The following is a 25065-nucleotide window of genomic DNA, read 5'->3' on the forward strand; positions in this document are numbered from 1 at the left end:
TTCGCAGCCCTTCGCGACACAAGGCCGCTCCTACACAATCAAAAGCGACTTGCCCGAAACCATAGAATCTCCCACAGTCACCGCGCCCAGCCGCGAGAGTGATACCGGACACGGTCACTGTGGGAGCTGGCGACAGCCTGCGATGAGGCCGGCACAGGGTTACGCAGACTCCAACCCCATGAACACGGCTTGGCTTATCGCCCCACCGCTGCAGCCCACCGGCGCCGGCTGAATTTCAGCCTGACCCTGAGCCTGCGGTGCTGTTCGGGGTCGAGCGCGTCGCGGGCAATACACTGGCTACGCGGCAACCATCGCCCTTGGGGCACGAAGCGCAACACCACCAGCCCGGGCAGCGCCATGCTGTCACGGCACAGCCTCACCGGTTGCCAGCCCTGCGCGCGGCTGAACAACTGCCAACCCCGCGGATCACGGCGCAGCCCGGTGATCGCGCTGGCATGGCCAAGCAAGATGCGACGGGGTATGACCCAACAGGCGTGGGCCAGGCAGCCAGTAAGCAGCAGCAGACGAAGCCAGCCCGGCACGGCGATCAGCAGAAGGGTTGCGCAGGCGGCCAGCAAGGCTGCGAAATAGGCCGCGAGCAGCAGCCGTGAGCCCTGCCAGCGGCACTCGAAGGCATTACTTGGGCTGGACACGGTCCAGGATGATGCGGACCATGCGCTGCAGCTCAGGGTCTTCGGATTCGCTACGCTCCATGAACCAGCCAAACATGTCCTGGTCTTCGCAGGCCAGCAGGCGAACGTACAGCTCGCGGTCAGCTTCGCTCAGGGTCGAATAAACTTCCTGGGTGAAAGGTACCAGCAGCACGTCGAGCTCCAGCATGCCGCGGCGGCTGTGCCAGAAAAGCCGGTTGATTTCAGTTTGTTCGACCATGGGGCCCTCCTCGAATGGGCGCGCAGTATACCGCGCAGTGAACACGGCGACACCGGGCGTTGGTCTAGTCACCTACCTATTTTGTTACTGGCGTTCTATGATGGCCGCCAGTCTCCAGTTACCGCGATGACCCATGGCCGATTCCGCTTTTTTCTGCACGCTCACCCACGAGGGCGTTCTCGCTGTCCGCGGCTCCGATGCCGGCAAGTTCCTGCAAGGCCAGCTTACCTGCAACATCAACTACCTCAGCGACGAGCACGCGAGCCTTGGCGCCCGCTGCATGGTCAAAGGGCGCATGCAGTCCAGCTTCCGCATCCTGCCGCAGGGCGATGGCTACCTGCTGGCCATGGCCTCTGAGCTGATTGAGGCGCAACTGGCCGACCTGAAAAAGTACGCCGTGTTCTCCAAGGCCACCCTCAGCGACGAAAGCGCTGCCTGGGTGCGCTTTGGCGTACAGCAAGGTGACGCTGCCCTGCAGGCGCTCGGCGTAGCACCGGCAGACCACGCCGGGGCCACCGCCCGCGGCGACGGGTTGATCGCCGTGCGCGTCAGCAGTGGCCGTTGCGAGCTGTGGGTTGCAGCTGCGCAGGCAGACAGCACCGCGCAGGTGCTGGCCGCGACGCTTGCGCAAGGTTCGCTCAACGATTGGCTGCTGGGCCAGGTCCGGGCCGGTATCGGCCAGGTAATGGGCCCGACCCGCGAGCTGTTCATCCCGCAGATGATCAACCTGCAGGCCGTCGATGGCGTCAGTTTCAAGAAAGGCTGTTATACCGGCCAGGAAATCGTTGCGCGCATGCAGTACCTGGGCAAGCTCAAACGGCGCCAATACCGCCTGGCCCTGGATGGCGCTGACGTGCCGCAGCCAGGCACCGGCATTTTCTCGCCGACCCATGGCTCTTCGGTCGGCGAAGTGGTGTTCGGCGCAGATACCGGCAGCAATGTCGAACTGCTGGCCGTGCTCAGCGCCGATGCAGTGGCCGATGACAACCTGCACCTGGGTAGCCTGGAAGGCCCGCGCCTGACCCTGCTCGACCTGCCTTACGAACTGGACCGCGACCGGGAAATCCAGCGCTGACCAGCCTGCCCCGCCGCGTTTGCGGGGCCGTACCACCTTTGCGGTAGAGAAGTTCATGAACAAGCTGGCCGAGACGGTTCAAGCACAACTGCTGGCAGCCATCGACAACGATGACCTGGTCCTGCCGACCCTGCCGGAGGTCGCCTTGAGCATCCGCGAGGCAGCCGAGGACAGCGAAATCAGCGTCCTGGACCTGAGCAAGGTGATCGGTCGTGACGCCGCCCTGTCGGCGCGCCTGATCAAGGTGGTGAACAGCCCGTTGCTGCGTGCGGCCGCCGAAGTCACCGACCTGCACACTGCCATCACCCGGCTGGGCATCAACTACAGCTGTAACCTCGCCATTGGCCTGGTGATCGAGCAGATCTTCCATGCCCGCGCGCCGGCAGTCGAGCACAAGCTGCGCGATATTTGGGTAAACAGCATGGAAGTTGCCGGCATCAGCTACGAAGTGTGCCGGCGCTACACCCAGCTCAAACCCGACCAGGCCACCCTTGGCGGGTTGGTGCATCAGATCGGCGCCCTGCCGGTGCTTATTTACGCCCAGGAGCACAACGAGCTGCTCTCTGACCCGGTCTGCCTGCACTATGTGATCGAACAGATTCAGCCAGTGCTGGGCGACAAGATTCTCAGCGCCTGGGAATTCCCCGAGCAACTGGTCAAGCTGCCAGGCCAGGTCCAGGACCTCGACCGGCAAACCAGCCAGGTGGACTACATCGATGTGGTGCAGATTGCCCGCTGCATCAGCCAGCGCGGCCGCAGCCGACCGTTGGCCGCCCTGCCCGCCTATCGTCACCTGGGCCTGCCGTTCGGTACCGAGCTGGATATCAACGAACTGCTCGACGCCCGCACCATGCTGCGCTGAAGCGGCGCCCGACCAGGGTCTAGCCTAGGGCTAATCAGCGATAAAGCTGACTCTCACCTTCAAACCGCCGCGCTCGCCATCATGCAGGCTGATCTGCGCCAGGTGTGCGCGGCAGATCTCGCCAACGATGGCCAGGCCCAAACCGCTGCCCTGGGCGCTGCGCCGGTAGAAGCGCTCGAACACCCGCTCGCGCTCGCCTTCGGGAATGCCGGGGCCGTCGTCCTCGACCTCCAGCACCGCCGGCGCCAGCACCCGCAAAATCACATTGCCGCCGACCGGGGTGTGGGCCAAGGCGTTATCCACCAGGTTGCTGAGCAATTCGTTAAGCAGGGTCGGCTCGCCCTTGAGCCACACCGGTGCTTGGGCTTCAAGCGCCAGGGAAACCCCACGGGCGTGGGCCAGCGGCGCCATGGCCATGCCCAGCTCGCGGGCCAGCTGGCTCAAGTCCAGCCGCTGAGCCCCGCCTTCGGCAATGGCTCGCGCGCCGTTCTCGACCCGCGCCAGCGACAGCAACTGGTTGGCCAGGTGCGTCAGGCGGTCGGTGCCCTGGGCTGCGGACTCAAGCGTCTTGCGCCATTCGTCGGGTTCCTTTGAGCGCAGCCCCAGCTCTACCCGAGCCTTGAGCGCCGCCAATGGCGTGCGCAATTCGTGGGCGGCGTCGGCGATGAACTGCGCCTGGCGTTCGAACTGCCCGCGCAAGCGTTCGGTGAAATGGTTGAGCCCGCGCACCAACGGCCCCAGCTCGCGCTGCACCTGCACCAGCGGCAAGGCGCGCAGGTCGTCGGGCTGGCGTTCCTCCACAGCGCGGCGCAGGCGTTCCAGCGGGCGCAGCGCGGCGCTGACGGCAAACCACACCAGCACCAGCGCCCCCAGCGCCAGCATGCCAAGGCGCAGCAGTGTATCGGCCATCAGGCTGCGCGCCATGCGCACCCGCGCCTCCTCGGTTTCGGCCACGCGAATTTCTGCCATGCCATTCATGTTCGGCTCGCTGACCGCCTTGAGCAGGCTGACCACGCGCACGTCCTGGCCCAGATACGTGGCGTTGTAGAACCGCGCCAGCGCCGGGTAGTCATCGGTGCGCGGGGTGTCGGGCGGCGGGGGCGGCAAGTGCTCGTACCCGGAAATCAGCTTCTGGTTGATGTCCAGCACCTGGTAGTAGATACGCCCTGCACTGTCGTAGGCGAAGGTATCCAAGGCCACGTAAGGCACATCGGCGCTGAGTGTGCCGTCACGCTGCGAAAGGCCGGCGGCGATGGTCCGCGCCGAAGCCAGCAAGGTGCGGTCGTAGGCCGTGTCGGCGGCTTCGCGGCCGTTCCAGTAGGCGCTAAGGCCGCTGGCCAGCATCAACACCACCAGCAACAGCGCCAGGTTGCCGAGCAGGCGCCCGCGCAGGCTGCCGTTGTCACGCATCGCGGTGTTCAAGCAGGTAGCCCAGGCCGCGGAAGGTGACGATGGCAATCGGGTGTCCATCGAGTTTTTTACGCAGCCGGTGGATGTAGATTTCGATGGCGTCGGGGCTGGCTTCCTCGTCCAGGCCGAACACCTGGGCGGCCAACTGCTCCTTGCTCATCACCCGGCCTGGGCGAGCAATCAGTGCTTCGAGCACGCTTTGTTCGCGCTGGGTCAGGGTCAGTGGCTGCCCTTGCAGGCTGAAACGCCGGGTATCAAGGTCGTAGATCAGCGGCCCGCAGCGCTGCTGGCGCTCCCCCCCGAGCACACTACGGCGTAGCAAAGCCTTGACCCGAGCCTCAAGCTCGGTCAGCTCGAACGGCTTGGCCAGGTAGTCGTCAGCGCCCAGGTTCAGGCCGTGAACGCGGTCCTTGACGTCGCTGCGTGCGGTCAGCATCAGCACCGGCAGGGTCTTGCCGCGCCCACGCAGGCGCGCCAGCACCTCAAAACCGTCCATCCGCGGCAGGCCGACATCGAGCACCGCCACGGCGTAGTCCTCGCTGGCAAGTGCCAGGTCGGCCGCTACGCCATCGTGCAGCACATCGACGGTCAAGCCCTGGCTTTTCAGGGCCTGGGCGACGCTTTCGGCCAGTTGCAAATGGTCTTCGACCAGCAACACACGCATCGGATTCTCCCTGCTCGGGTGGGGCAATGGCGCGGAGTGTACCGCTGTCATCGAGGCTGTGAAGCCCCTTGTAACAAACCTTTCTGGTTGAAAGGTTAGCGAAAGGTTCAGGCCATAGCATCGCACCACGGTCGCTCCACGCGCCGAAAAAAGCACCAGCAAGGTGCAACGAATAAGAACAATAAAACGGAGTCATCCCGATGCTGTCATTGCAGCCTCAGGCGTTCGCGCCTAGCCGTTCGCTCCCCGCACGCCCTTCAGCAGTTGCCTGCGCCGTCGCCCTTGCCGGTGTCGCGCCGCTTAGCCAGGCCGCCTTCTTCGAAGACAGCTCGGCCACCTTCGAAACCCGCAACATGTACTTCAATCGCGATTTTCGCGATGGCACCAGCGCGCAGCAGTCAAAGCGCGATGAATGGGCCCAGGGGTTCATGCTCAACTTCGAGTCTGGCTACACCGACGGCACCGTAGGCTTTGGCCTGGACGCGCTGGGCATGCTCGGGGTCAAGCTCGATTCCAGCCCCGACCGCACGGGCACTGGCCTGCTGCCCACCCACGATGATGGCAAGGCTGCTGACGAATACGCCAAGCTCGGCCTGACCGGCAAGGTGAAGATCTCCAAGACCGAACTGAAGATCGGCACCCTGATCCCCGAACTGCCCACCTTGCAGCCCAACGACGGGCGCATCCTGCCGCAGACCTTCGAAGGTGGCCTGCTCACCTCGCAGGAGATCAAGAACCTGACCTTCACCGGCGGGCGCCTGGACAGAGCCAAGGACCGCAATGACACCAATTGGGAAGAGCTGGCGCTGAACAACAAGAACGGCCGTTTTGGCGGCACGTTCACCTCCGACCACCTGAACGTGGCCGGCCTCGACTACAAGCTTACCGACCGCATCACCACCAGCTACCACTTCGCTCAACTCGAAGACATCTACCGCCAGCACTTCATCGGCCTGGTCGCCACCCAACCCTGGGGCCCGGGCACCTTCGGCGCCGACCTGCGCCTGGCGGTCAGCGATGAAGCCGGCCAAGCCAAGGCCGGGCGCATCGACAACACCACCTTCAGCAGCATGTTCAGTTACGGCCTGGGCGGGCACAAGCTCAGCGCCGGCTGGCAGCAACTGAGCGGCGACAGCGCTTTCCCCTACGTCGATGGCGCCGACCCGTACCTGGTCAACTTCGTCCAGATCAACGACTTCGCCGGGGCCGACGAACGCTCCTGGCAAGCGCGCTACGACTACAACTTCGCAGCGCTCGGTGTGCCCGGCCTGACCTTCATGACCCGTTACATCAACGGCGACAACGTCAGCCGTGCGGCGGGCGGTGAAGGCAAGGAGTGGGAACGCAACACGGAACTGAAGTACGTGGTACAAACCGGCCCGCTGAAAAACGTCGCCGTGCGCCTGCGCAATGCCACCTTCCGTTCCAACTTCACCCGCGATGCCGACGAAGTCCGGCTGCTGGTGAGCTACAGCCTGGCCCTGTGGTAACCCATAACAACAATGCTCACGGAGACTGACCTATGACTTTTTCACTGCGCCGTCTGGTTCTGGCCACTGGCTGCCTGCTACTAGCAGGCAACGCGCTGGCCGCCGAACCGAAACGCCCTGAATGCATCGCCCCGGCCTCGCCTGGCGGCGGCTTCGACCTGACCTGCAAACTGGTGCAAAGCGCCCTGGTGCAGGAGAAGATCCTCAGCAAGCCCATGCGTGTGACCTACATGCCCGGCGGCGTCGGCGCAGTGGCCTACAACGCCGTGGTCGCCCAGCGCCCGGGCGATGCCGGCACCTTGGTGGCCTGGTCGAGCGGCTCGCTGCTCAACCTGGCCCAGGGCAAGTTCGGCCGTTTTGACGAGAACGCAGTGAAATGGCTGGCGGCCGTGGGTACCAGCTATGGCGCCATCGCCGTGAAAAGCGATTCGCCCTACAAGACCCTCGACGATCTGGTCGCGGCGCTGAAAAAAGACCCGAGCAAAGTGGTGATCGGCTCCGGCGGCACCGTCGGCAGCCAGGACTGGATGCAGACCGCGCTCATCGCCAAGGCCGCCGGCATCAACCCACGCGACCTGCGCTACGTGGCCCTCGAAGGCGGCGGCGAAATCGCCACTGCCCTGCTGGGCGGGCACATTCAGGTGGGTTCGACCGACATCTCCGACTCCATGCCACACATCCAGAGCGGCAACATGCGCATTCTGGCGGTGTTCTCCGAAAAACGCCTGGATGAGCCAGAGATGAAGGACATCCCGACCGCCAAGGAGCAGGGCTACGACATCGTCTGGCCCGTGGTACGCGGTTTCTACCTGGGGCCAAAAGTCAGCGACGAAGACTACGCCTGGTGGAAAGAGTCGTTCGACAAGATGCTGGCCTCCGAAGAGTTCGCCAAGCTGCGTGACCAGCGCGAGCTGTTCCCGTTCGCCATGACCGGTGAAGAACTCGACACTTATGTGAAGAAGCAGGTTGCTGATTACAAGACCCTGGCCAAAGAGTTCCAGCTGATTCAGTGATCATCGCCCTGTGGGAGCGGGCTTGCCCCGCGATATCGCAATCGCGGGGCAAGCCCGCTCCCACAGGGTCCGCCTTCGACCATGAGGATTTCTCCAATGATCCTGCAACGCATCTTTGCCCTCGTGCTGCTGGCCGTGTGCATCGCCCTGGCCGTGATGGCCTGGCCTTACCAGGCCGCGTTTTCCTATGAACCGGTAGGCCCGCGCGCCTACCCGTTGCTGATGCTCGGCCTGATGGGCCTGGGCTTGCTGTACCTGGTGTTCCGTCCCACGCCGATCGTGCACAAGGACGACGAGCCGGCGCTCGACCGCCCGACCCTGATCAAGATCGCCGCCTGCGTTGGCCTGCTGCTGCTGTTCGCTGCCACCTTCGAATCGCTGGGCTTCATCGTCAGCGCGATCCTCATTGGCCTGCCGATGGCACGCCTGTACGGCGGCCGTTGGCTGCACAGCGCCATCGTGGTGGTGGCAATGAGCATCTTCCTCTACTGGCTGTTCGACCGCGTGATGGACGTGCCCCTGCCCCTTGGCCTGCTGAGCGTACTGGAGAACTGACACATGGATACCATGAGCTACCTGGGCCAGGGCTTCGGCGTTGCCCTGAGCCCCTACAACCTGGTCACCGCCCTGTGCGGCACCCTGATCGGCACCGTGGTCGGCCTGCTGCCGGGCCTTGGCCCGATCAACGGCGTGGCCTTGCTGATCCCCATCGCCTTCGCCCTCGGGCTGCCGCCTGAATCGGCGCTGATCCTGCTGGCTGCGGTGTACCTGGGCTGCGAATACGGCGGCCGCATCAGCTCGATCCTGCTGAACATCCCAGGCGAAGCCTCCACCGTGATGACCACCCTGGACGGCTACCCGATGGCCCGCCAAGGCCTGGCCGGTGTTGCCCTGTCGCTGTCGGCGTGGAGCTCGTTCATCGGCGCCTTCATCGCCACCTGCGGCATGGTGCTGTTCGCCCCGCTGCTGGCCAAATGGGCGATTGCCTTCGGCCCCGCGGAATACTTCGTGCTGATGGTGTTCGCGATTGTCTGCCTGGGCGGCATGGCCGGCGACAAACCGCTCAAGACCTTCATTGCGGCGCTGATCGGCCTGTTCCTGTCGGCGGTCGGCATCGACGCCAACAGCGGCGTGTACCGCTTTACCGGTGACAGCGTGCACCTGGCCGACGGTATCCAGTTCGTGGTGTTGGTGCTGGGCCTGTTCTCCATCAGCGAAATCCTCCTGCTGCTGGAAAAGACCCACCATGGCCACCAGGCGGTCAAGGCCACCGGGCGCATGCTGTTCAACTTGAAAGAGGCGGCTTCGGTATTCACGGTCAACATCCGATGCGGCCTGCTGGGTTTCATCATGGGTGTACTGCCCGGCGCCGGCGCGACCCTGGCCAGTGCCGTTGCCTACATGACCGAAAAGCGCATCGCTGGCGCCTCCGGCAAGTTCGGCAAGGGTGACGCCCGTGGCCTGGCGGCACCGGAAACCGCCATCGGCGCCTCCTGCTGCGGCGCCCTGGTGCCGATGCTGACCTTGGGCGTACCGGGATCGGGCACCACTGCCGTGATGATCGGCGCGCTGACGCTGTACAACATCACCCCAGGCCCGCTGCTGTTCGAACAACAGCCCGATATCGTCTGGGGCCTGATCGCCTCGCTGTTCATCGCCAACATCATGCTGGTGATCCTGAACATCCCAATGATCCGCATCTTCACCCGCATTCTTGCCGTGCCGAACTGGGCGCTGGTGCCGGTGATCGCAATCATCACCGCAATCGGCGTTTATGCCGTGCATGCCACCACCTTCGACCTGTTCCTGATGGTCGGCATCGGCATCATGGGCTACATCCTGCGCAAGCTGGACTTCCCGCTGTCGCCGATCCTGCTGGGGTTCATCCTTGGCGGCCTGATGGAGCAGAACCTGCGCCGTGCGCTGTCGATCTCCAACGGCGAGCTGGGCATCCTCTGGTCGAGCCCGATCAGCCTGTCGGTCTGGGTACTGACCGCGTGCATGCTGACCCTGCCGCTGCTGCGCATCTGGCGCCGCCGTGCCCTGCAACGCCGGGCGATGGCGGATGCCTGATCGCAGGTTGCCGCTGTACTGGGCTACCGGGCTGGTCGGTCTTGCTGGCGGTTTTGCCGCCAGCAAGGTCGGCTGGCCTTTGCCGTGGATGGTCGGCTCGTTGCTGGCGATCATCCTGGTGCGTTGCCTGACCCCGTGGCAGCTCAGTGAAATCCCTAACGGGCGCAAGTGCGGGCAGTGGATCATTGGTATCGGCATCGGCCTGCACTTCACCCCGGCGGTGATCGAGCAGGTGGCCGAGCACTTCGTGCTCATCGTGTTTGGCGCGCTGTTCACCACAATATCCAGCGTGATCAGCGTGTGGATACTGAGGCGCACCGGCGAAGACCGCGCAACCGCGTTCTTTGCCAGCATGCCGGGTGGTTCGGGCGAAATGGTCAACCTTGGCGCGCGCAATGGCGCGGTGCTCAGCCAGGTAGCTGCGGCGCAGAGCCTGCGCGTACTGGCGGTGGTGTTGTGCGTACCGGCACTGTTCAAACTGCTGCTTGGGGATGGCGTGCCATTGCACAACGCCGGCAGCGTCAGTTGGGGCTGGCTGGCACTGGTGGCACCGCTGGGGGTACTGATGGCGCTGCTCTGGCAACGCCTGCGCCAGCCCAACCCATGGCTGTTCGGCCCACTGCTGGTAGCGGCCACGATCAGCCTAGCCGGCAACCTGCAAATTGGCCTGCCCGACGGCGCCAGCCAGGTTGGCCAATGGCTGATTGGCAGCGGCCTGGCCTGCCACTTCAACCGCGCGTTCTTCCGCCGGGCACCGTCCTTTCTCGGCCGTACGCTGCTGGCTACCTTGCTGTGCATGCTGATTGCCGCAGGCGCTGCCTGGGTGCTGAGCCTGCTGACCGAACTGGACCTGCGCTCGTTGACGCTGGGCATGATGCCAGGCGGCATTGCCGAAATGAGCCTGACTGCCGAAACCTTGCAACTGTCGGTGCCGCTGGTGACGGCGTTGCAAGTGCTGCGCTTGCTGTTGGTGCTGTTTTTGGCAGAGCCGTTGTTCAGGCGCTGGAACCGAGGCGCCACTCAATAACTACCGTCAGGCGCATTAACGGCGCCTGGCTCAGCCCCCTGTCCTGGCCTCATCGCAGGCTGTCGCCAGCTCCCACAGAAACCGGGTCAGGCCTCGCTATCGTGGCTGTGCGCGGTCTTTGTGGGAGATTCTATGGTTTTGTACAAGCCTGTTCCCACTAGACATATCTCCTTGTGGCGAGCTCCCTTGTCCCGCGTTGGGCTGCGCAGCAGCCCCTGGGGTTTTCAGGGCTGCTGCGCAGCCCAACGCGGGACAAGCCCGCTCGCCACAACTGTCTATCATTCCCCTCAGGATTGGGTCCAACCAGCAATTTTGCGGTTGAGCACGGCCTGCGTGGGAGCTGGCGACAGCCTGCGATAGGGCCCGAGCAGGCTGGCTCGAAACCCCGGCTCACTGCGCCAGCGGCGGCAGCGCCCAGTTGATTGGCGCCATACCGCGCTGTTCAAGGAACCCATTGGCCCGGCTGAAATGCCCGCAACCAAAGAACCCGCGGTACGCCGACAGCGGCGAAGGGTGCACCGACTTGAGCACCAGGTGCTTGCTGGCATCGATGAGTTTCTGCTTGCTCTGGGCGTGGGCGCCCCACAACAGAAACACCACGTTCGGGCACTGCTCACTGACCACCTCGATGACCCGGTCGGTAAACGACTCCCAGCCCTTCTTCGCATGGGAAGCGGCGTTGGCCCGTTCAACGGTCATGGTGGTATTGAGCAGCAACACGCCCTGCTCCGCCCAGCTTTGCAGATAACCATGGCTGGCAATCGGCAGATTGAGGTCGCGCTGCAGCTCTTTATAGATGTTGACCAGCGAAGGCGGCGTGGCAACGCCCGGTTGCACCGAGAAGCACAGGCCGTGGGCCTGGCCTGGGCCGTGATACGGGTCCTGGCCCAGGATCACCACTTTTACCTGGCCCAGCGGCGTCGAGTTCAAGGCATTGAAGATCATCGGCCCCGGTGGGTAGATCTCCTTGCCGGCAGCGTGCTCGGCGCGCAGGAACTCGCGCAGTTGGTGCATGTAGGGTTTGTCGAATTCCTCGCGCAGGGCAGCTTTCCAGCTAGGTTCGAGCTTGATGCGATCATCGTCGGTCATGGGGCAGTCCAAAAGCACAATGGCGCGACACTAGGAAAGCTGCACCGGCTTGTCAATCCAGCCGACCGACGACCAGCAGCTTCGCAAGCGCAGGCCATACTGGTGGGACGACTTGCGCGAGGTAGTCCATGTCCATCCAATGCGAGGTACTCACCGGCGCCGATGGCGCCCGTATCGGCATCGCCACGCTCGATGCCGCCCTGACACTCAATGCCCTGACGCTGCCAATGATCGAGCAGCTCGATGAGCGTTTGCGCAGTTGGGCGCGCGACCCTGGCGTGGTGTGCGTGATGCTGCGCGGCAATGGCCCCAAGGCGTTCTGCGCAGGCGGTGATGTCCGCGCGCTGGCGCAGGCCTGCCGCGAGCAGCCAGGCAGCGTGCCGCCGCTGGCAGCAAGCTTCTTCGCCAGCGAATACCGCCTTGACCATCTGTTGCACACCTACCCCAAGCCGCTGCTGTGCTGGGGCCATGGCCATGTGCTGGGCGGCGGCATGGGCTTGCTGCAAGGCTCGGCGGTGCGCATCGTCACACCCAGCAGCCGCCTGGCAATGCCGGAGGTCAGCATTGGCCTGTATCCGGATGTCGGCGCCAGTTGGTTCCTGTCCAGCCTGCCGGGCAAGCTCGGGTTGTTTCTGGCCCTGACCGGCGCGCCGATCAACGCCCGCGATGCACTGGACCTGGGCCTGGCCGACCGTTTCCTGGGTGAGCACCAGCAACAAGCACTGATCGAGGAGTTGTTGCAGCTCAACTGGCAAGAGCAGACCGCCTTGCAGCTCAACAGCCTGCTCAAGGCCGAACAGCACCGCGCCTGGGGACAACTGCCCGAAGGCCAGTGGCTGGCACGGCGCACCTTGATCGACGAAGTGCTGGATGTGGCCGACCCGGTATCGGCATGGCGCGCCTTGTGCGGCCTGGCCCGGCATGCCGACCCCGTGGTGGCCGCCGCTGGCAAGCAACTGCGCGAAGGCTGCCCGCTGACCGCGCACCTGGTGTGGGCGCAGCTTGAGCGGGCGCGGCACCTGTCATTGGCGCAAGTGTTCCAGATGGAATACACCCTGAGCCTGAACTGCTGCCGTCACCCCGAATTCAGCGAAGGGGTACGGGCGCGCCTGCTCGACAAGGACAACACGCCACACTGGCACTGGCCGGATGTGGCGCAAGTGCCAACGGCTGTGGTGCAGGCGCATTTTGCCAAGGCGTGGGAGGGCCGCCATCCGCTGGCGGACCTTGCATGAAGCTCGCAACCGTTAACGGGCAGCGGCTCAGCGCTGCCAGTTACGGTCCCCGCCCCGCCCGCCGTCGGGCCGACGATCACGGTCGCGGTTGCCTTGGCCATTGGAGTGCCAGCGATCGTTCTGGGTCGGGCGCGGGCCTTGACGGTAGTCGCGCCGTTCACCCTGATGGCTACGGTAATCCTGCCGATCACGGTCGCGGCCATGGTCATAGCGCTGGCGGTTGCCGTAGTCATGCCGTGGGTTGCCCTGCCACTGCGGCGGCCGGCCCGGAGGCGGGCCTGGGCGGTAATGCGGCGCAGGCGGCGCGCTGTAGTAACGCGGGGCCGGTTGATAGTAATAGCGCGGCTGCGGCGCCACGTAGTAACGCTCCTGGCGGTAATAGCCCGGAGTCGCATAGCGTTCACTGCTGTAATAGTTGCTACCGTAATAGCTGTCGCTCTCGTAATAGGGCGCGCAGCCGGTGGCTAACAGAGCAAGCAGGACGATGAGAAGGATTCGTGGGGACATGGCGGCCTCCCGGACCGCTGAAGTGCCCGCATCAGCGGCGCTGACGGGCGTCGAGACAAGGCGATCGTCGACACCTGATAGGACATCGCTGCCAGGATTCAGTGCCATTTCGGCAACAATTTGAAACAGCTGCTCCGGCCTTGAAAAACATGCAGTTATTTACTGGCCACCTCTCTAGAATGTGGCCACCGGCACATATCACGGGACGATCATGCCTTCGCCTTCCGCGCTGTTTTCGCACCGCTCGCTGTTCCTGACGCTGCTGCTATTGCTCGGCTGCGGGTTTCTGGCCACCTCGCTGCTGAGCTACTACGCCTCGCGCGGGGCGATTCGCGACGGCATCATCAATACCGAACTGCCGCTGACCTCCGACACGGTCTATTCGGAAATCCAGAAGGACCTGGTCCGCCCGGTACAGATCTCGGCCATGATGGCCCAGGACACCTTTATGCGTGACTGGGTGCTGGCCGGCGAACACAACCCCGAGCGCATGACCCGCTACCTGAACGAAGTCATGGCCAGCCAAGGCACCTGGACCAGCTTTTTCGTCTCTGATCGCACCCTGACCTATTACCAGGCCAAGGGCGTACTCAAGCAGGTCAAGCCCGACGCCTGGCGCGATGCCTGGTACTTTCGCCTGCGCGCCTCGCCTGAGCCTTACCAGACCAACGTCGACCTGGACATGGCCAACCATGACAGCCTGACGGTGTTCATCAACCACCGCGTGCTCGACTACCAACAGCGCTTCATCGGCGCGGTCGGCGTAGGCCTGAGCGTCGCCTCGGTGGTCAAGCTGATCGACGATTACGAGCGGCGCTTCCAGCGCTCGATCCTGTTCACCGATGCCCAAGGCAAAGTGGTGCTGACCGGCTCCGAGGGCGGCCTGCACGGCCTGCGCGCGGGCCAGCAACTGGCCGACAGCGCCGAGTGGCAAGAGCTGCTGGCGCGCATGCCGACACCGACCGCCGGCAGCCACGAGTACACCGACAGCGACGGCCACAGCCACTTCCTGAATGTGCGCCAGTTGCCGGAGCTGGACTGGTACCTGCTGGTCGACAAGCGCGAGAGCGATGCCCTCGACCGCATCCGCCAGTCGCTGTACCTGAACCTGGCCATCTGCGCGATGATCACCCTGGTGGTGCTGTCCTTGCTCAACGCCATGGTCAAGCGCCATCAGGACAACACTGCCGCGCTGGCCACCCTGGACAGCCTCACCGGCCTGCCCAACCGCCGAAGTTTCGACCTGCTGGCCGCCCAGGCACTGACCGAGGCCCAGCGCGACAATGCACCACTGGTCGCGCTGCTGATCGACCTGGACCATTTCAAGGTGCTCAACGACACCCACGGCCACCTGGCCGGCGACGAGGTGCTACGCCAGTTCGCCAACGTGCTGCAAAGCAGCCTGCGCCAGTCCGACATCCTGTGCCGCTGGGGCGGTGAAGAATTCATCGTGCTGCTGCGCGAAGCCGAAGGCCGCCAGGCCATCGAGGTCGCCGAAAAAATTCGCCGGCGCACCGAACAGCTGATTTTCAGCTACGCCGACAAGCCGCTACGCCTGACCGTGAGCATCGGCCTGTCCGGCCTGCAACCCGACGACACGCTGCACAGCCTGCTGACCCGCGCCGACCATGCGCTGTATCGTGCCAAGCAAGGTGGGCGCAACCGCGTCTGCAGCGAAACACCCGGAACCCTGCATGACTGACAAAACGGCCTGCCCCGCCTGCGGCGCGCGCAACCAGTGCGGCCTGGCCGACCCAGGTACTGCCACCCGCGGCTGCTGGTGCTTCGCAGTGACCATCGACCCGGCCATTATCGAGGCCCTGCCTGCACATCTGCGCAACAAAGCCTGCCTGTGCCCGCAGTGCGCTGCGGTGGACGAGCAGCTCAAGGCAGCGCCCCCGCCTGCAGTTCGGTAAACTGCGCGCCGATTCCAGCGACCTGCAGCCCATGCGCCTCGACCGTTTTCTCACCAACCTGCCCGCCTACAACCGCCAGCAAGTGCGCCTGCTGCTGGTGCAACGGCGTGTGCGCCTCGATGGCGTGGTCACCGCTGACCCCCTGCACGAAGTACGGGAGTTCAGCCGAGTGGAGGTCGATGAACACGTGCTGCAAGCGGGCCGAGCGGCGCGTTACCTGATGCTGCACAAGCCGGCCGGCTGCGTCAGCGCGACCCGCGACCCGGTGCACCCCACCGTGCTCGACCTGCTGCCGGCCGAACTGCGCGACGAGCTGCACATTGCCGGGCGGCTGGACTACAACACCACCGGGCTGATGCTGTTGACCAACGACGGCCAGTGGTCGCGGCGTCTTACCCAGCCGCGCACCAAGCTTGCGAAAATCTACCGGGTGCACACCGAGGACGAAATCGGCGCGCATTACGTCGAGAAATTTCTTCAAGGGTTCTATTTTGCCTTCGAGGACCTCACCACACAGCCCGCCCAGCTGGACATCCTCGGCCCGCACGAGGCGCGCCTGGCAATCGTCGAGGGGCGCTACCATCAGGTCAAACGCATGTTCGGGCACTTTCAGAACAAGGTCATCGCGCTGCACCGCGAACGCATGGGGCCTATCGAGCTCGACGCCGGGCTGCTGCCAGGGCAATACCGGGATTTGCGGCCCGATGAAATCGCGGCGATCTGACTTTCTGTAGCCCAATGGGCGAGGCCTGCCACGCAAACGATTGGGTAGCCCTCCCTTCGCATGCACTACACGACCGCCCGGCGGTCAGGGATAAAAAATCCCCCTGAAGCCCCTTGCGCGAGCCGCCCCCCACTGCTTGACTGCACTCTTGTCGGTCCGCATGTGACCAAGCAGTCACGCATGCAGTCCAAGACACCTTTTGCCGGCCACCCAGGGCCTTGATGCCTTGGGGCACGGCAAATTGCCCGCCACAACAATACCGTCGACTCAACGCGTCAAGGATCGACACAAGGGCCCACCGGTTTCAATTCCAGGCGAATGCCTACCTGTCATAAAGCACGTGCACCCTAGGTTTTGTTCGAAAGTGCCTGCGCGACAATCATGCCGCTCGGCGACTTTTCGTACAAAACCGAGGTGACGCGAATACCCTTTTTGCGCCAGGAGTCGATGACATGAGGCCAGAAATCGCTGTACTTGATATCCAAGGCCAGTACCGGGTTTACACGGAGTTCCATCGCGCGGAAGGCGCCGAGAAGACGATCATCCTGATCAACGGCTCACTGGCCACCACGGCCTCCTTTGCCCAGACGGTGCGCAGCCTGCACCCGCAGTTCAATGTAGTGCTGTACGACCAGCCGTATGCCGGCAAGTCCAAACCGCACAATCGCCAGGAACGCCTGCTCGACAAAGAAACCGAGGCGCACATCCTGCTCGAACTGATCGAGCATTTTGCAGCCGACCATGTGATGTCGTTCTCATGGGGCGGCGCCTGCACGCTGCTGGCGCTGGCGCATCAGCCACGCCTGGTGAAAAAGGCCATCGTCAGCTCGTTCTCGCCGGTGATCAACGAGCCCATGCGCGACTATCTGGAGCGTGGCTGCCAGTATCTGGCTGCGTGCGACCGCTATCAGGTGGGCAACCTGGTCAACGACACCATTGGCAAGCACCTGCCGTCGCTGTTCAAGCGCTTCAACTATCGGCACGTGAGCAGCCTGGACAGCCACGAGTACGCGCAGATGCTGCACCACATCAACCAGGTGCTGGCGCACGACCTTGAGCGGGCCTTGAACGGCGCGCGCAATATCAATATCCCGGTGCTGTTCATCAACGGTGACCGTGACGAATACACCACCGCCGAAGATGCCCGGCAGTTCGCCCGGCATGTCGGGCAGAGTCACTTCAGCGTGATCCGTGAGACCGGGCACTTCCTCGACATGGAACACAAGGGTGCCTGCGAGCAAACCCGCAGCGCCATGCTGGGCTTCCTCAAGCCAAGCGTGCGCCAGCCGCGCGCGCGCTACGCCCACACACAGGGCCAACATGCAGTGGCCATCTGAGCGCATCGGCGACCTTCAGCCCACAGTTACCCGCTGGCTGCAGGCTCGCCGACAAGCTTTTTTATAACGTGGGCTTCTATTTCGAAGGGAGTTCTGGTAAAAAGTCGTTCGCTGACGCGGGTATAGTTTAGTGGCAAAACGAAAGCTTCCCAAGCTTTAGTTGAGGGTTCGATTCCCTCTACCCGCTCCAACCGCCTATCTAGAGCCGCTCGGCTCGCCTCCCTAGTACCCAGCGTATTTCTTGCCAAGCGCCATGCTATGCCTGGCCGCGCGTTACAAGCCCCTGGTCGACCTGCCACATTTCAACCAGAATTTCAGCCAAATCTGGCGCATCTATCAGCTCTACGTCATCAACCGCGTGTGTGGTTGTGTGGCATGCCTGGTGTATACTTCTGCAGCAAACGGAGGGCGTATGACCAGTCTAATCAAAGCGTTTCGCTCAAACAGCAAAAGCGACTTCACCACTAAAGTTTTGAATCGCTACAGCTCGAAGAAAGCTGTGGGCAGCTTCGCTCGCGGCCTGTTCAGCACGGAGAATGCTGCTTCCATCAACGAGCGTTTTGCCAACGCAAAGCGTAAAGTGCAGGCATAGGGGGTAGCCGAGGGGAATCCCCCGAACTGGCCCCAGCAGCCTGCGCAGCCCCTTCAACCTCCGCCCCACCTTCCCCTCAGCACAACGGGGAGTACAACGTTGTCTATCAAAAGCTAGTCCCTGACGATACTGACATCGTTGGCCAGTTGGCCTACTGCTTGTACAAGCAGAGCAAGCAAAAGTACCTCCGCGAATTCCAGCGTCTGCACAACAGGCGGCCTACCGATGCCGAGCTTAGCATCCACGTGAGTTGCGCCGAGATACCAGCGCTCGATGACTACCGGGACAAAGCGACCCAAGTGATGGCTGAAGTCCTGGCCCAAGCTGCACAGGAAAAGCAGGAAGAACTCGAAAAGCATTTCAAGAAGCAACTGTGGGACTTCATCGACAGGCACGAACCCGAAACCCTCATTGAACGGGGATGGCGGGGCTTCAAAGGCTTGGTCTATGGAGGCGCTGGAGGCGTCTTGGGTAACCTGTTCACTACCGTGCTCGTACTACTGATTCTCTTCGGCGCCGCATCCAGCGCCACCCAAGACGAATTCACCAAGAGGGCCAAGGAAAACCTGGTTTCAGGGCTGGCCAAAGTGATGGGTGTCGCCGTCGACATCAGCGCCAAGGATGAGCAGCAACCTTCGCCCGCCACTGGCGCTGTGGATCAGCCCAATTAAACGGGCATGTAGCCAGAAACCATCAGGAGTGACCGGGCACAGCCAAAGCACTGACGCAGCCCGCTCACCGCTGCGCCACTTCTGCATGGGCCGACCAGCCACCGCCCAGGGCACGATAAGCCACAATCGCAGCACGCGCCGCTTCTGTTTGCGCAACCGCTCGCGCATCCGAAGCCCTGAGCAACTGCTGATCGGCGTTCAACACGTTTATGAGGCTTGCCGCGCCGTTCTCGAAGGCAACGAATGACGACCGCCGGGCGCGCTCCAGCGACAACTCGCCGCTTTGCAGTGTGCGGGCCTGGGCCTGGCGGTTGACCAACGCAGACAGGGCGGTTTCGACGTCTTGCGAGGCACTCAACACCGATTGCCTGTAGAAGGCCAGCGCTTCAGCTTCGCGCCCTTTGGCCTGGTCTATCTGTGCGTTGATGCGGCCAAAGTCAAACAGCCGCCACCTCAGGCCGAGCAAAACGGCTGATTGATTGGCATCGCCGCTGAACAGCGTTCCTGCGGACGTGGAGGCACTGCCGATCAGGGCGCCTAACGAGAACTTGGGGTAGTACTCGCTGATCGCACTGCCGATCATGGCATTGCTCGACATCAGCCTGCGTTCGGCAGCTATCAGGTCGGGGCGACGACGCAGCAGATCAGCCGGTGCGCCGATTTGCGCAAGCGCAGGCACCTGTGGGATGGGCGACTCAGTTGCCATCAGCGTTCGATGGGTACCCGGCGCACTACCCAGCATGACATCCAAGGCATTCAGTGCAGCCTCCAGGCCCGCGCGCAAAACCGGCACAGTCGCCTCGACCTGCGCCAGTTCGCCCTCGGTTTGGCGAACCTCGAAATCGGCCGCCACACCTTTGCGGTTGAGCAGGCTGACTTTGGCCAGAAGGTCCTGTTGCGTTTGCACCTGCTTGTGCGCAATCGCCAGCCGCGCTTGCAGCCCCCTCACCGTGGTGTAGATGTCTGCGGTTTGCGCCGCAACGGCCAGACGCGTTGCAACCGCCCCCGCTGCAGACGCCTGGTACTCGCCAAAGGCCGCTTCACGGTCACGTCGCAGCCCGCCAAACAGGTCGATTTCCCAACGTGCACCCAGGTCGAGTTCATAGCTGTTGCCGTAGCGGTCATAGCCAGGCGTTGAATTCAGTACCTGGCCCAGTGGCGTTTCCACCGACTGGCGCGCGCGAGCAGCCTGGCCATCCATAGCCGCCGACGGCACCAGGGCGGCGTTGGCTGCCCCTAGTACAGCGCGGGCCTGCACGACACGGGCTTGTGCCTGCGCCAACTGCAGGTTCTGCTCAAGTGCCTGGTTGACCAGCCCGGTCAACACAGGGTCGGCAAAGCCCTCCCACCAGGTGTCGAGGTTGACGGGCGGGGCACCACTGGCGGCATTCACCTGCGCCGCGGTGATGTAATGATCGGCCAGCGCGAGCTCTGGCTGTTTATAATCCGGGCCAACCATGCACCCTGCGGTGAGACTGGCGCTCAACAGCAGGGCAAGCGTTCGATAGGGCAGCATGATGATTCTCGTAGACCAAGAAGGGTTGTGACCATATTATATTTTGGTCACAAACTGTCAATCAGTTCCAGGATGCTTCAAGAATGACTAAATCTTCTCCACCCTCGCCGGCGCGGGGGCCTGCTGACCACGACGTGAGGGATCAGATCATCCAGGCGGCCATGGAGCACTTTGCCCATTATGGCTATGACAAGACCACGGTCTCGGACCTGGCCAAGGCAATCGGCTTTTCAAAGGCCTACATCTACAAGTTCTTTGAATCCAAGCAAGCCATCGGCGAGGTGATCTGCTCCAGCCGACTGGCGCTGATCAGGCAGCGCATCGAAGTCGCCACCGGCGATGCGCCCACTGCCTCGGAAAAGCTAAGGCGTCTGTTCCGGGCCATTGCCGAGGGCGGCTCGGACCTTTTCTTCCACGACCGCAAGCTCTATGACATAGCCGCCGTGGCATCGCGCGACCAGTGGTCGTCGGTCAAAGCCCATGAAACCACCATCAGCCAGGTCATCCAGCACATCCTTGCACAGGGGCGCGATGCCGGGGAGTTCGAGCGCAAGACCCCGCTGGACGAATCGACCTTGGGCATCTTTCTGATCATGCGGCCGTACGTGAATGCCGCGCTGCTTCAACACAACCTGGACACACTGCAGGACGCGATCATCCAGCTGCCGGCCTTGATACTCAGAAGCCTCGCACCTTGAACGATCGTGACCATTGACAGAAATGGTCACCAGTATAAAAATGGGATTCCTATGTCGCCTTTCGAGAAAGGGATCCCATGCGCCTGCGTCCTGCCGCAATAGTCGGTTGCCTACTGCCACTCACCCTCGTAGCCTGCGGCGATTCAGCCCCTGCCAAAGACCCGCGCGACAAGCCGCCGGTGGTCAGGGCAGCGATCGTGCAGGACGCGGTGGAGCCTGCACGTTCATTTACTGGGGTAGTGGTCGCTCGCACCCAGAGTGACCTCGGCTTTCGCGTCTCCGGCAAGGTTCTGCAACGCCTGGTCGACACCGGCGAAACCGTCAAGCGCGGGCAACCTTTGATGCGCCTGGACCCGGTGGACTTGAACCTGCAGGCACGCGCCCAGCAGGAAGCGGTGACGGCGGCCCGGGCCAGGGCCCGGCAGACCGCTGACGACGAAGCGCGCTATCGCGGGCTGGTGGCCGAGGGCGCGGTCTCGGCCTCGGCCTACGACCAGCTCAAAGCGGCGGCCGACTCGGCAAAGGCCCAGCTCAGTGCCGCCCAGGCACAAGCTGACGTTGCCAGAAACGCCACTGAATACGCCGTACTGCTGGCCGATGCCGACGGCGTGGTGATGGACACCTTCGCCGAACCCGGCCAGGTCGTCGCTGCAGGCCAGGCCGTAGTGCGAGTCGCCAAGGCCGGCCAACGCGAAGCTGTCGTGCACTTGCCCGAAACCTTGCGCCCAGCGCCTGGTTCCACAGCCCTTGCAACGCTGTTCGGCAAGCCCGCGCAGCCCTTTCCCGCCAAACTGCGCCTGCTTTCCGATGCCGCCGACCCCACCACGCGCACGTTCGAGGCCAGGTACGTGCTGACCGGGGCGTTGGCGAGCGCACCACTGGGGGCAACCGTCACGCTTGATATTGCCAAGCCAACCAGCACTTCCCAGGCCAGACAGGTGCCCGTCGGTGCCCTCTTTGACCAGGGCGCAGGTGCAAGTGTGTGGGTGATTGCCGGCGAGCCGGCCAAGGTGACCCAGCGCGCGGTCGAAGTGCTGAGTGTCAGTGACGAAAACGCGGTCGTGAAAGGTGAGCTGAACCCTGGCGAGCGGGTGGTGGCACTGGGTGCGCACCTGCTGCGCGACGGAGCCGAAGTCATGGAGCAGCCTCAGGTCAACCAGGCCACGGAGCAGCAGCGATGAGCCAGCCGCGTTTCAACCTGTCGGCGCTGGCAGTGCGCGAGCGCTCGATCACCCTGTTTCTCATCGTGCTGATCGCCTTCGCCGGCACCCTCGCCTTTTTCAAGCTGGGCCGCGCCGAAGACCCGCCCTTCACCGTCAAGCAGATGACCATCATCACCGCCTGGCCCGGCGCCACCGCGCAGCAGATGCAGGACCTGGTTGCCGAACCCCTGGAAAAGCGCATGCAGGAACTGCGCTGGTACGACCGCAGCGAAACCTATACCCGGCCTGGCTTGGCCTTCACCATGGTTTCGCTGCTGGACAAGACCCCGCCTTCTGCCGTGCAGGAAGAGTTCTACCAGGCCCGCAAGAAGGTCGGTGATCAAGCCACGCTCATGCCTGCCGGTGTGGTTGGCCCTATGCTCAATGACGAGTTTTCGGACGTCACATTCGCCGTGTACGCCCTGAAGGCCAAAGGCGAACCCCAGCGCGAACTGGTACGCGATGCCGAAACCCTGCGCCAGCAACTGCTGCACGTGCCCGGCGTCAAGAAGGTCAACATCATCGGCGAGCAGGCCGAGCGGATCTTCGTGTCGTTTTCCCATGACCGCCTGGCCACGCTCGGGGTCACCCCGCAGGACATTTTTGCCGCGCTGGGCAGCCAGAATGCGCTGTCGCCGGCAGGCTCCGTTGAAACCAGCGGCCCACAGGTGGTGGTCCGGGTCGATGGCGCCTTCGACCAACTGGCAAAAATCCGCGAAACGCCGGTGGTGACCCAGGGCCGTACGCTCAAGCTTGAGGATGTGGCCACCGTCGAACGCGGCTACGAAGACCCGGCGACATTCCTGGTACGCCATGACGGGGAGCCTGCGCTGCTGCTGGGCATCGTCATGCGCGAAGGCTGGAACGGCCTGGACCTGGGCAAAGCCCTGGAGCTGGAAACCGCCCGGATAAACGCAGGCATGCCATTGGGCATGACACTGAGCAAAGTGACCGACCAGGCGGTAAACATCACCTCGTCCGTCGACGAATTCATGGTCAAGTTCTTCGTGGCCTTGCTGGTGGTGATGCTGGTCTGCTTCGTCAGCATGGGCTGGCGCGTCGGCGTCGTGGTTGCAGCGGCAGTGCCCTTGACCCTGGCGATCGTGTTCGTGGTGATGGCCGCAACCGGCAAGAACTTCGACCGGATCACCCTCGGTTCGCTGATCCTGGCGTTGGGGCTGCTGGTCGACGATGCAATCATCGCCATCGAAATGATGGTAGTGAAAATGGAGGAAGGCTACGACCGGATCAAGGCGTCGGCCTATGCCTGGAGCCATACCGCTGCCCCGATGCTCGCCGGCACCCTGGTCACCGCAATCGGCTTTATGCCCAACGGTTTTGCCCAGTCCACCGCCGGCGAATACACCAGCAACATGTTCTGGATTGTCGGCATCGCATTGATTGCATCCTGGGTGGTGGCGGTTGCCTTCACGCCTTACCTGGGGGTGAAGTTGCTGCCCCAGATCAAGACGGTCGAAGGCGGCCACGCGGCTATCTACAACACTCGCCACTACAACCGCTTCCGCGTTTTGCTGGGCTGGGTGATCGCCCACAAATGGCTTGTGGCAGGCACGGTGGTGTCCACGTTTGTCATTGCCGTGCTGGGCATGGGGCTGGTGAAGAAACAATTCTTCCCAACCTCCGACCGCCCCGAAGTGCTGGTGGAGTTGCAGCTACCCTACGGCACGTCCATCGAGCAGACCAATGCCACCGCAATCAAGGTCGAGGCCTGGCTGCGCAAGCAGGAAGAAGCCAAGATTGTCACCAGTTACATCGGCCAGGGCCCCCCGCGCTTCTTCCTGGCCATGGCACCTGAGCTGCCAGACCCGTCCTTCGCCAAGATCGTCGTGCTGACGGAAAACCAGGAGGCTCGCGAACGCCTCAAGCATCGCCTGCGTGAGGCAGCCTCGGAAGGTTTGGCGCCGCACGCTCAAGTGCGGGTCGCGCAACTGGTGTTTGGCCCGTATTCCCCCTACCCCGTCGCGTACCGGGTGATGGGCCCGGACCCCGCTCAACTGCGCCAGATTGCAGCACGGGTTGAGGCCGTGCTGCACGCCAGCCCGATGATGAAGACCGTCAACACCGACTGGGGCCCACGGGTGCCTACGCTGCATTTTGCCCTGGACCAGGACCGCTTGCAGGCGGTTGGCCTGACGTCCGCCTCGGTGTCGCAGCAGTTGCAGTTTCTGCTGAGCGGCGTGCCGATCACCTCGGTCAGGGAAGACATCCGCTCGGTGCAGGTGGTCGGCCGCGCCGCCGGCCAGATCAGGCTCGACCCTGCGCAGATCGAAAACTTTACCTTGGTGGGCGCGAGCGGCCAGCGGGTGCCGGTTTCACAGATCGGCAAGGTGAGTATCCGCATGGAAGACCCCATCCTGCGCCGCCGCGACCGCACGCCGACCATGACGGTTCGCGGCGATATCGCCGAAGGGCTGCAACCGCCTGATGTATCCGCGGCCATCTGGAAAGACCTGCAGCCGATCATCAGCTCGCTGCCGCGCGGCTACAAAGTCGAAATGGCGGGTTCCACCGAGGAATCGGGCAAGGCCAGCCAGGCAATCGTTCCGCTGCTGCCGATCATGATTGCCCTGACATTGCTGATCATCATCCTGCAGGTGCGCTCGATCTCCGCCATGGCCATGGTGTTCCTGACTTCGCCGCTGGGGTTGATCGGTGTGGTGCCGGTATTGCTGCTGTTCGGGCAGCCATTCGGGATCAACGCGCTGGTTGGCTTGATCGCGCTTTCCGGGATTCTGATGCGCAACACGTTGATCCTGATTGGCCAGATTCAACACAACCAACTCGATGGCCTTGAGCCCTTCGACGCCGTGGTGGAGGCCACGGTGCAACGCGCACGGCCGGTGCTGCTCACGGCGCTGGCCGCCATCCTGGCGTTCATCCCGCTGACCCACTCGGTGTTCTGGGGCACCTTGGCCTACACCCTGATTGGCGGCACGCTCGTGGGCACCATCATGACCCTGGTGTTCCTGCCGGCGATGTATTCGATCTGGTTCAAGATCCGCCCGCGGGTGGCCCACACAGACGCTGCACAACCTGCCTGAATTCACATTCC

24 protein-coding genes and 1 tRNA gene are annotated in these 25065 nt (G+C 63.4%); 18 read left to right on the forward strand and 7 right to left on the reverse strand.

Annotation, left to right across the window (positions count from 1 at the left end; all coding sequences use genetic code 11):
* Positions 1-194: 194 nt before the first annotated feature.
* Both HU720_RS15920 and HU720_RS15925 read right to left on the reverse strand, forming a co-directional pair.
* On the reverse strand, positions 195-653 hold the full coding sequence (locus HU720_RS15920) for a protein YgfX (protein WP_186520895.1): 459 nt from the start codon (positions 651-653) through the stop codon (positions 195-197).
* Positions 637-891: a succinate dehydrogenase assembly factor 2 gene (locus HU720_RS15925; protein WP_186520896.1), complete on the reverse strand. Its 255-nt coding sequence runs from the start codon at positions 889-891 to the stop codon at positions 637-639. The genes HU720_RS15920 and HU720_RS15925 overlap by 17 nt, the downstream gene beginning before the upstream one ends.
* A gap of 133 nt (positions 892-1024) precedes the next feature.
* On the opposite strand from HU720_RS15925, the gene HU720_RS15930 reads away from it, so the two are divergent.
* Complete coding sequence (locus HU720_RS15930) at positions 1025-1966, forward strand: folate-binding protein YgfZ (protein ID WP_186520897.1); 942 nt, start codon at positions 1025-1027, stop codon at positions 1964-1966.
* 55 nt (positions 1967-2021) lie between these two features.
* On the forward strand, positions 2022-2828 hold the full coding sequence (locus HU720_RS15935) for an HDOD domain-containing protein (RefSeq protein ID WP_186520898.1): 807 nt from the start codon (positions 2022-2024) through the stop codon (positions 2826-2828).
* 30 nt (positions 2829-2858) lie between these two features.
* On the opposite strand, the gene HU720_RS15940 is transcribed toward HU720_RS15935, so the two are convergent.
* Both HU720_RS15940 and HU720_RS15945 read right to left on the reverse strand, forming a co-directional pair.
* Positions 2859-4238, reverse strand: a complete 1380-nt coding sequence (locus HU720_RS15940; protein ID WP_186520899.1) for a sensor histidine kinase — start codon at positions 4236-4238, stop codon at positions 2859-2861.
* Positions 4231-4902, reverse strand: a complete 672-nt coding sequence (locus tag HU720_RS15945) for a response regulator (RefSeq protein WP_186520900.1) — start codon at positions 4900-4902, stop codon at positions 4231-4233. Before HU720_RS15945 ends, HU720_RS15940 begins: the two co-directional genes overlap by 8 nt.
* Before the next feature lie 200 nt (positions 4903-5102).
* Here HU720_RS15945 and HU720_RS15950 point away from each other — a divergent pair, with 200 nt between their 5' ends.
* The 5 genes from HU720_RS15950 to HU720_RS15970 all read left to right on the forward strand — a co-directional run bounded on the left by HU720_RS15950 (position 5103) and on the right by HU720_RS15970 (position 10505).
* Complete coding sequence (locus tag HU720_RS15950; protein ID WP_186520901.1) at positions 5103-6392, forward strand: OprD family porin; 1290 nt, start codon at positions 5103-5105, stop codon at positions 6390-6392.
* Between the two features lie 32 nt (positions 6393-6424).
* On the forward strand, positions 6425-7405 hold the full coding sequence (locus tag HU720_RS15955; protein WP_186520902.1) for a tripartite tricarboxylate transporter substrate binding protein: 981 nt from the start codon (positions 6425-6427) through the stop codon (positions 7403-7405).
* Between the two features lie 96 nt (positions 7406-7501).
* A complete protein-coding gene (locus HU720_RS15960) occupies positions 7502-7960 on the forward strand; it encodes a tripartite tricarboxylate transporter TctB family protein (protein ID WP_186520903.1) in 459 nt (152 codons plus the stop codon).
* A 3-nt stretch (positions 7961-7963) separates the two neighbouring features.
* Entirely contained in the window at positions 7964-9478 is a 1515-nt protein-coding gene (locus tag HU720_RS15965; RefSeq protein WP_186520904.1) for a tripartite tricarboxylate transporter permease, read from the forward strand.
* Positions 9471-10505 carry an AbrB family transcriptional regulator gene (locus HU720_RS15970; RefSeq protein ID WP_186520905.1) on the forward strand — a complete coding sequence of 345 codons (1035 nt, stop codon included), beginning with the start codon at positions 9471-9473 and terminating at the stop codon, positions 10503-10505. The genes HU720_RS15965 and HU720_RS15970 overlap by 8 nt, the downstream gene beginning before the upstream one ends.
* A 390-nt stretch (positions 10506-10895) precedes the next feature.
* On the opposite strand, the gene ung is transcribed toward HU720_RS15970, so the two are convergent.
* Positions 10896-11594, reverse strand: a complete 699-nt coding sequence (ung, locus tag HU720_RS15975; protein ID WP_186520906.1) for a uracil-DNA glycosylase — start codon at positions 11592-11594, stop codon at positions 10896-10898.
* A 128-nt stretch (positions 11595-11722) separates the two neighbouring features.
* Here ung and HU720_RS15980 point away from each other — a divergent pair, with 128 nt between their 5' ends.
* Complete coding sequence (locus tag HU720_RS15980) at positions 11723-12829, forward strand: enoyl-CoA hydratase/isomerase family protein (RefSeq protein ID WP_186520907.1); 1107 nt, start codon at positions 11723-11725, stop codon at positions 12827-12829.
* 27 nt (positions 12830-12856) lie between these two features.
* On the opposite strand, the gene HU720_RS15985 is transcribed toward HU720_RS15980, so the two are convergent.
* Positions 12857-13336 carry a hypothetical protein gene (locus tag HU720_RS15985; protein ID WP_186520908.1) on the reverse strand — a complete coding sequence of 160 codons (480 nt, stop codon included), beginning with the start codon at positions 13334-13336 and terminating at the stop codon, positions 12857-12859.
* Between the two features lie 211 nt (positions 13337-13547).
* Between HU720_RS15985 and HU720_RS15990 the strand changes: the two genes are divergently transcribed.
* From HU720_RS15990 to HU720_RS16020, 7 genes are all read left to right on the forward strand, one after another.
* On the forward strand, positions 13548-15038 hold the full coding sequence (locus HU720_RS15990) for a diguanylate cyclase (RefSeq protein WP_186520909.1): 1491 nt from the start codon (positions 13548-13550) through the stop codon (positions 15036-15038).
* Complete coding sequence (locus HU720_RS15995; protein ID WP_186520910.1) at positions 15031-15252, forward strand: cysteine-rich CWC family protein; 222 nt, start codon at positions 15031-15033, stop codon at positions 15250-15252. The genes HU720_RS15990 and HU720_RS15995 overlap by 8 nt, the downstream gene beginning before the upstream one ends.
* 31 nt (positions 15253-15283) lie before the next feature.
* Entirely contained in the window at positions 15284-15976 is a 693-nt protein-coding gene (locus HU720_RS16000; RefSeq protein WP_186520911.1) for a pseudouridine synthase, read from the forward strand.
* Positions 15977-16428: 452 nt separating this feature from the next.
* A complete protein-coding gene (locus tag HU720_RS16005) occupies positions 16429-17313 on the forward strand; it encodes an alpha/beta hydrolase (protein WP_186520912.1) in 885 nt (294 codons plus the stop codon).
* Between the two features lie 116 nt (positions 17314-17429).
* Positions 17430-17503, forward strand: a tRNA-Gly gene (locus HU720_RS16010).
* Between the two features lie 222 nt (positions 17504-17725).
* Positions 17726-17905, forward strand: coding sequence for a hypothetical protein (locus HU720_RS16015; RefSeq protein WP_186520913.1), 180 nt, complete (start codon positions 17726-17728; stop codon positions 17903-17905).
* 302 nt (positions 17906-18207) lie between these two features.
* Positions 18208-18576: a hypothetical protein gene (locus HU720_RS16020; protein WP_238337708.1), complete on the forward strand. Its 369-nt coding sequence runs from the start codon at positions 18208-18210 to the stop codon at positions 18574-18576.
* 64 nt (positions 18577-18640) lie between these two features.
* Here HU720_RS16020 and HU720_RS16025 read toward each other — a convergent pair whose 3' ends face one another.
* Entirely contained in the window at positions 18641-20092 is a 1452-nt protein-coding gene (locus HU720_RS16025; RefSeq protein WP_186520914.1) for an efflux transporter outer membrane subunit, read from the reverse strand.
* An 83-nt stretch (positions 20093-20175) separates the two neighbouring features.
* Between HU720_RS16025 and HU720_RS16030 the strand changes: the two genes are divergently transcribed.
* The 3 genes from HU720_RS16030 to HU720_RS16040 all read left to right on the forward strand — a co-directional run bounded on the left by HU720_RS16030 (position 20176) and on the right by HU720_RS16040 (position 25054).
* Entirely contained in the window at positions 20176-20790 is a 615-nt protein-coding gene (locus tag HU720_RS16030; RefSeq protein ID WP_186520915.1) for a TetR/AcrR family transcriptional regulator, read from the forward strand.
* 77 nt (positions 20791-20867) lie between these two features.
* Complete coding sequence (locus HU720_RS16035; protein WP_186520916.1) at positions 20868-21971, forward strand: efflux RND transporter periplasmic adaptor subunit; 1104 nt, start codon at positions 20868-20870, stop codon at positions 21969-21971.
* Complete coding sequence (locus tag HU720_RS16040) at positions 21968-25054, forward strand: efflux RND transporter permease subunit (protein WP_186520917.1); 3087 nt, start codon at positions 21968-21970, stop codon at positions 25052-25054. Before HU720_RS16035 ends, HU720_RS16040 begins: the two co-directional genes overlap by 4 nt.
* The last annotated feature ends 11 nt before the right edge of the window (positions 25055-25065 follow it).

The organism is Pseudomonas sp. SWRI51 (assembly GCF_014268825.1).
In the GTDB taxonomy this organism is placed as follows: Bacteria; Pseudomonadota; Gammaproteobacteria; order Pseudomonadales; family Pseudomonadaceae; genus Aquipseudomonas; species Aquipseudomonas farsensis.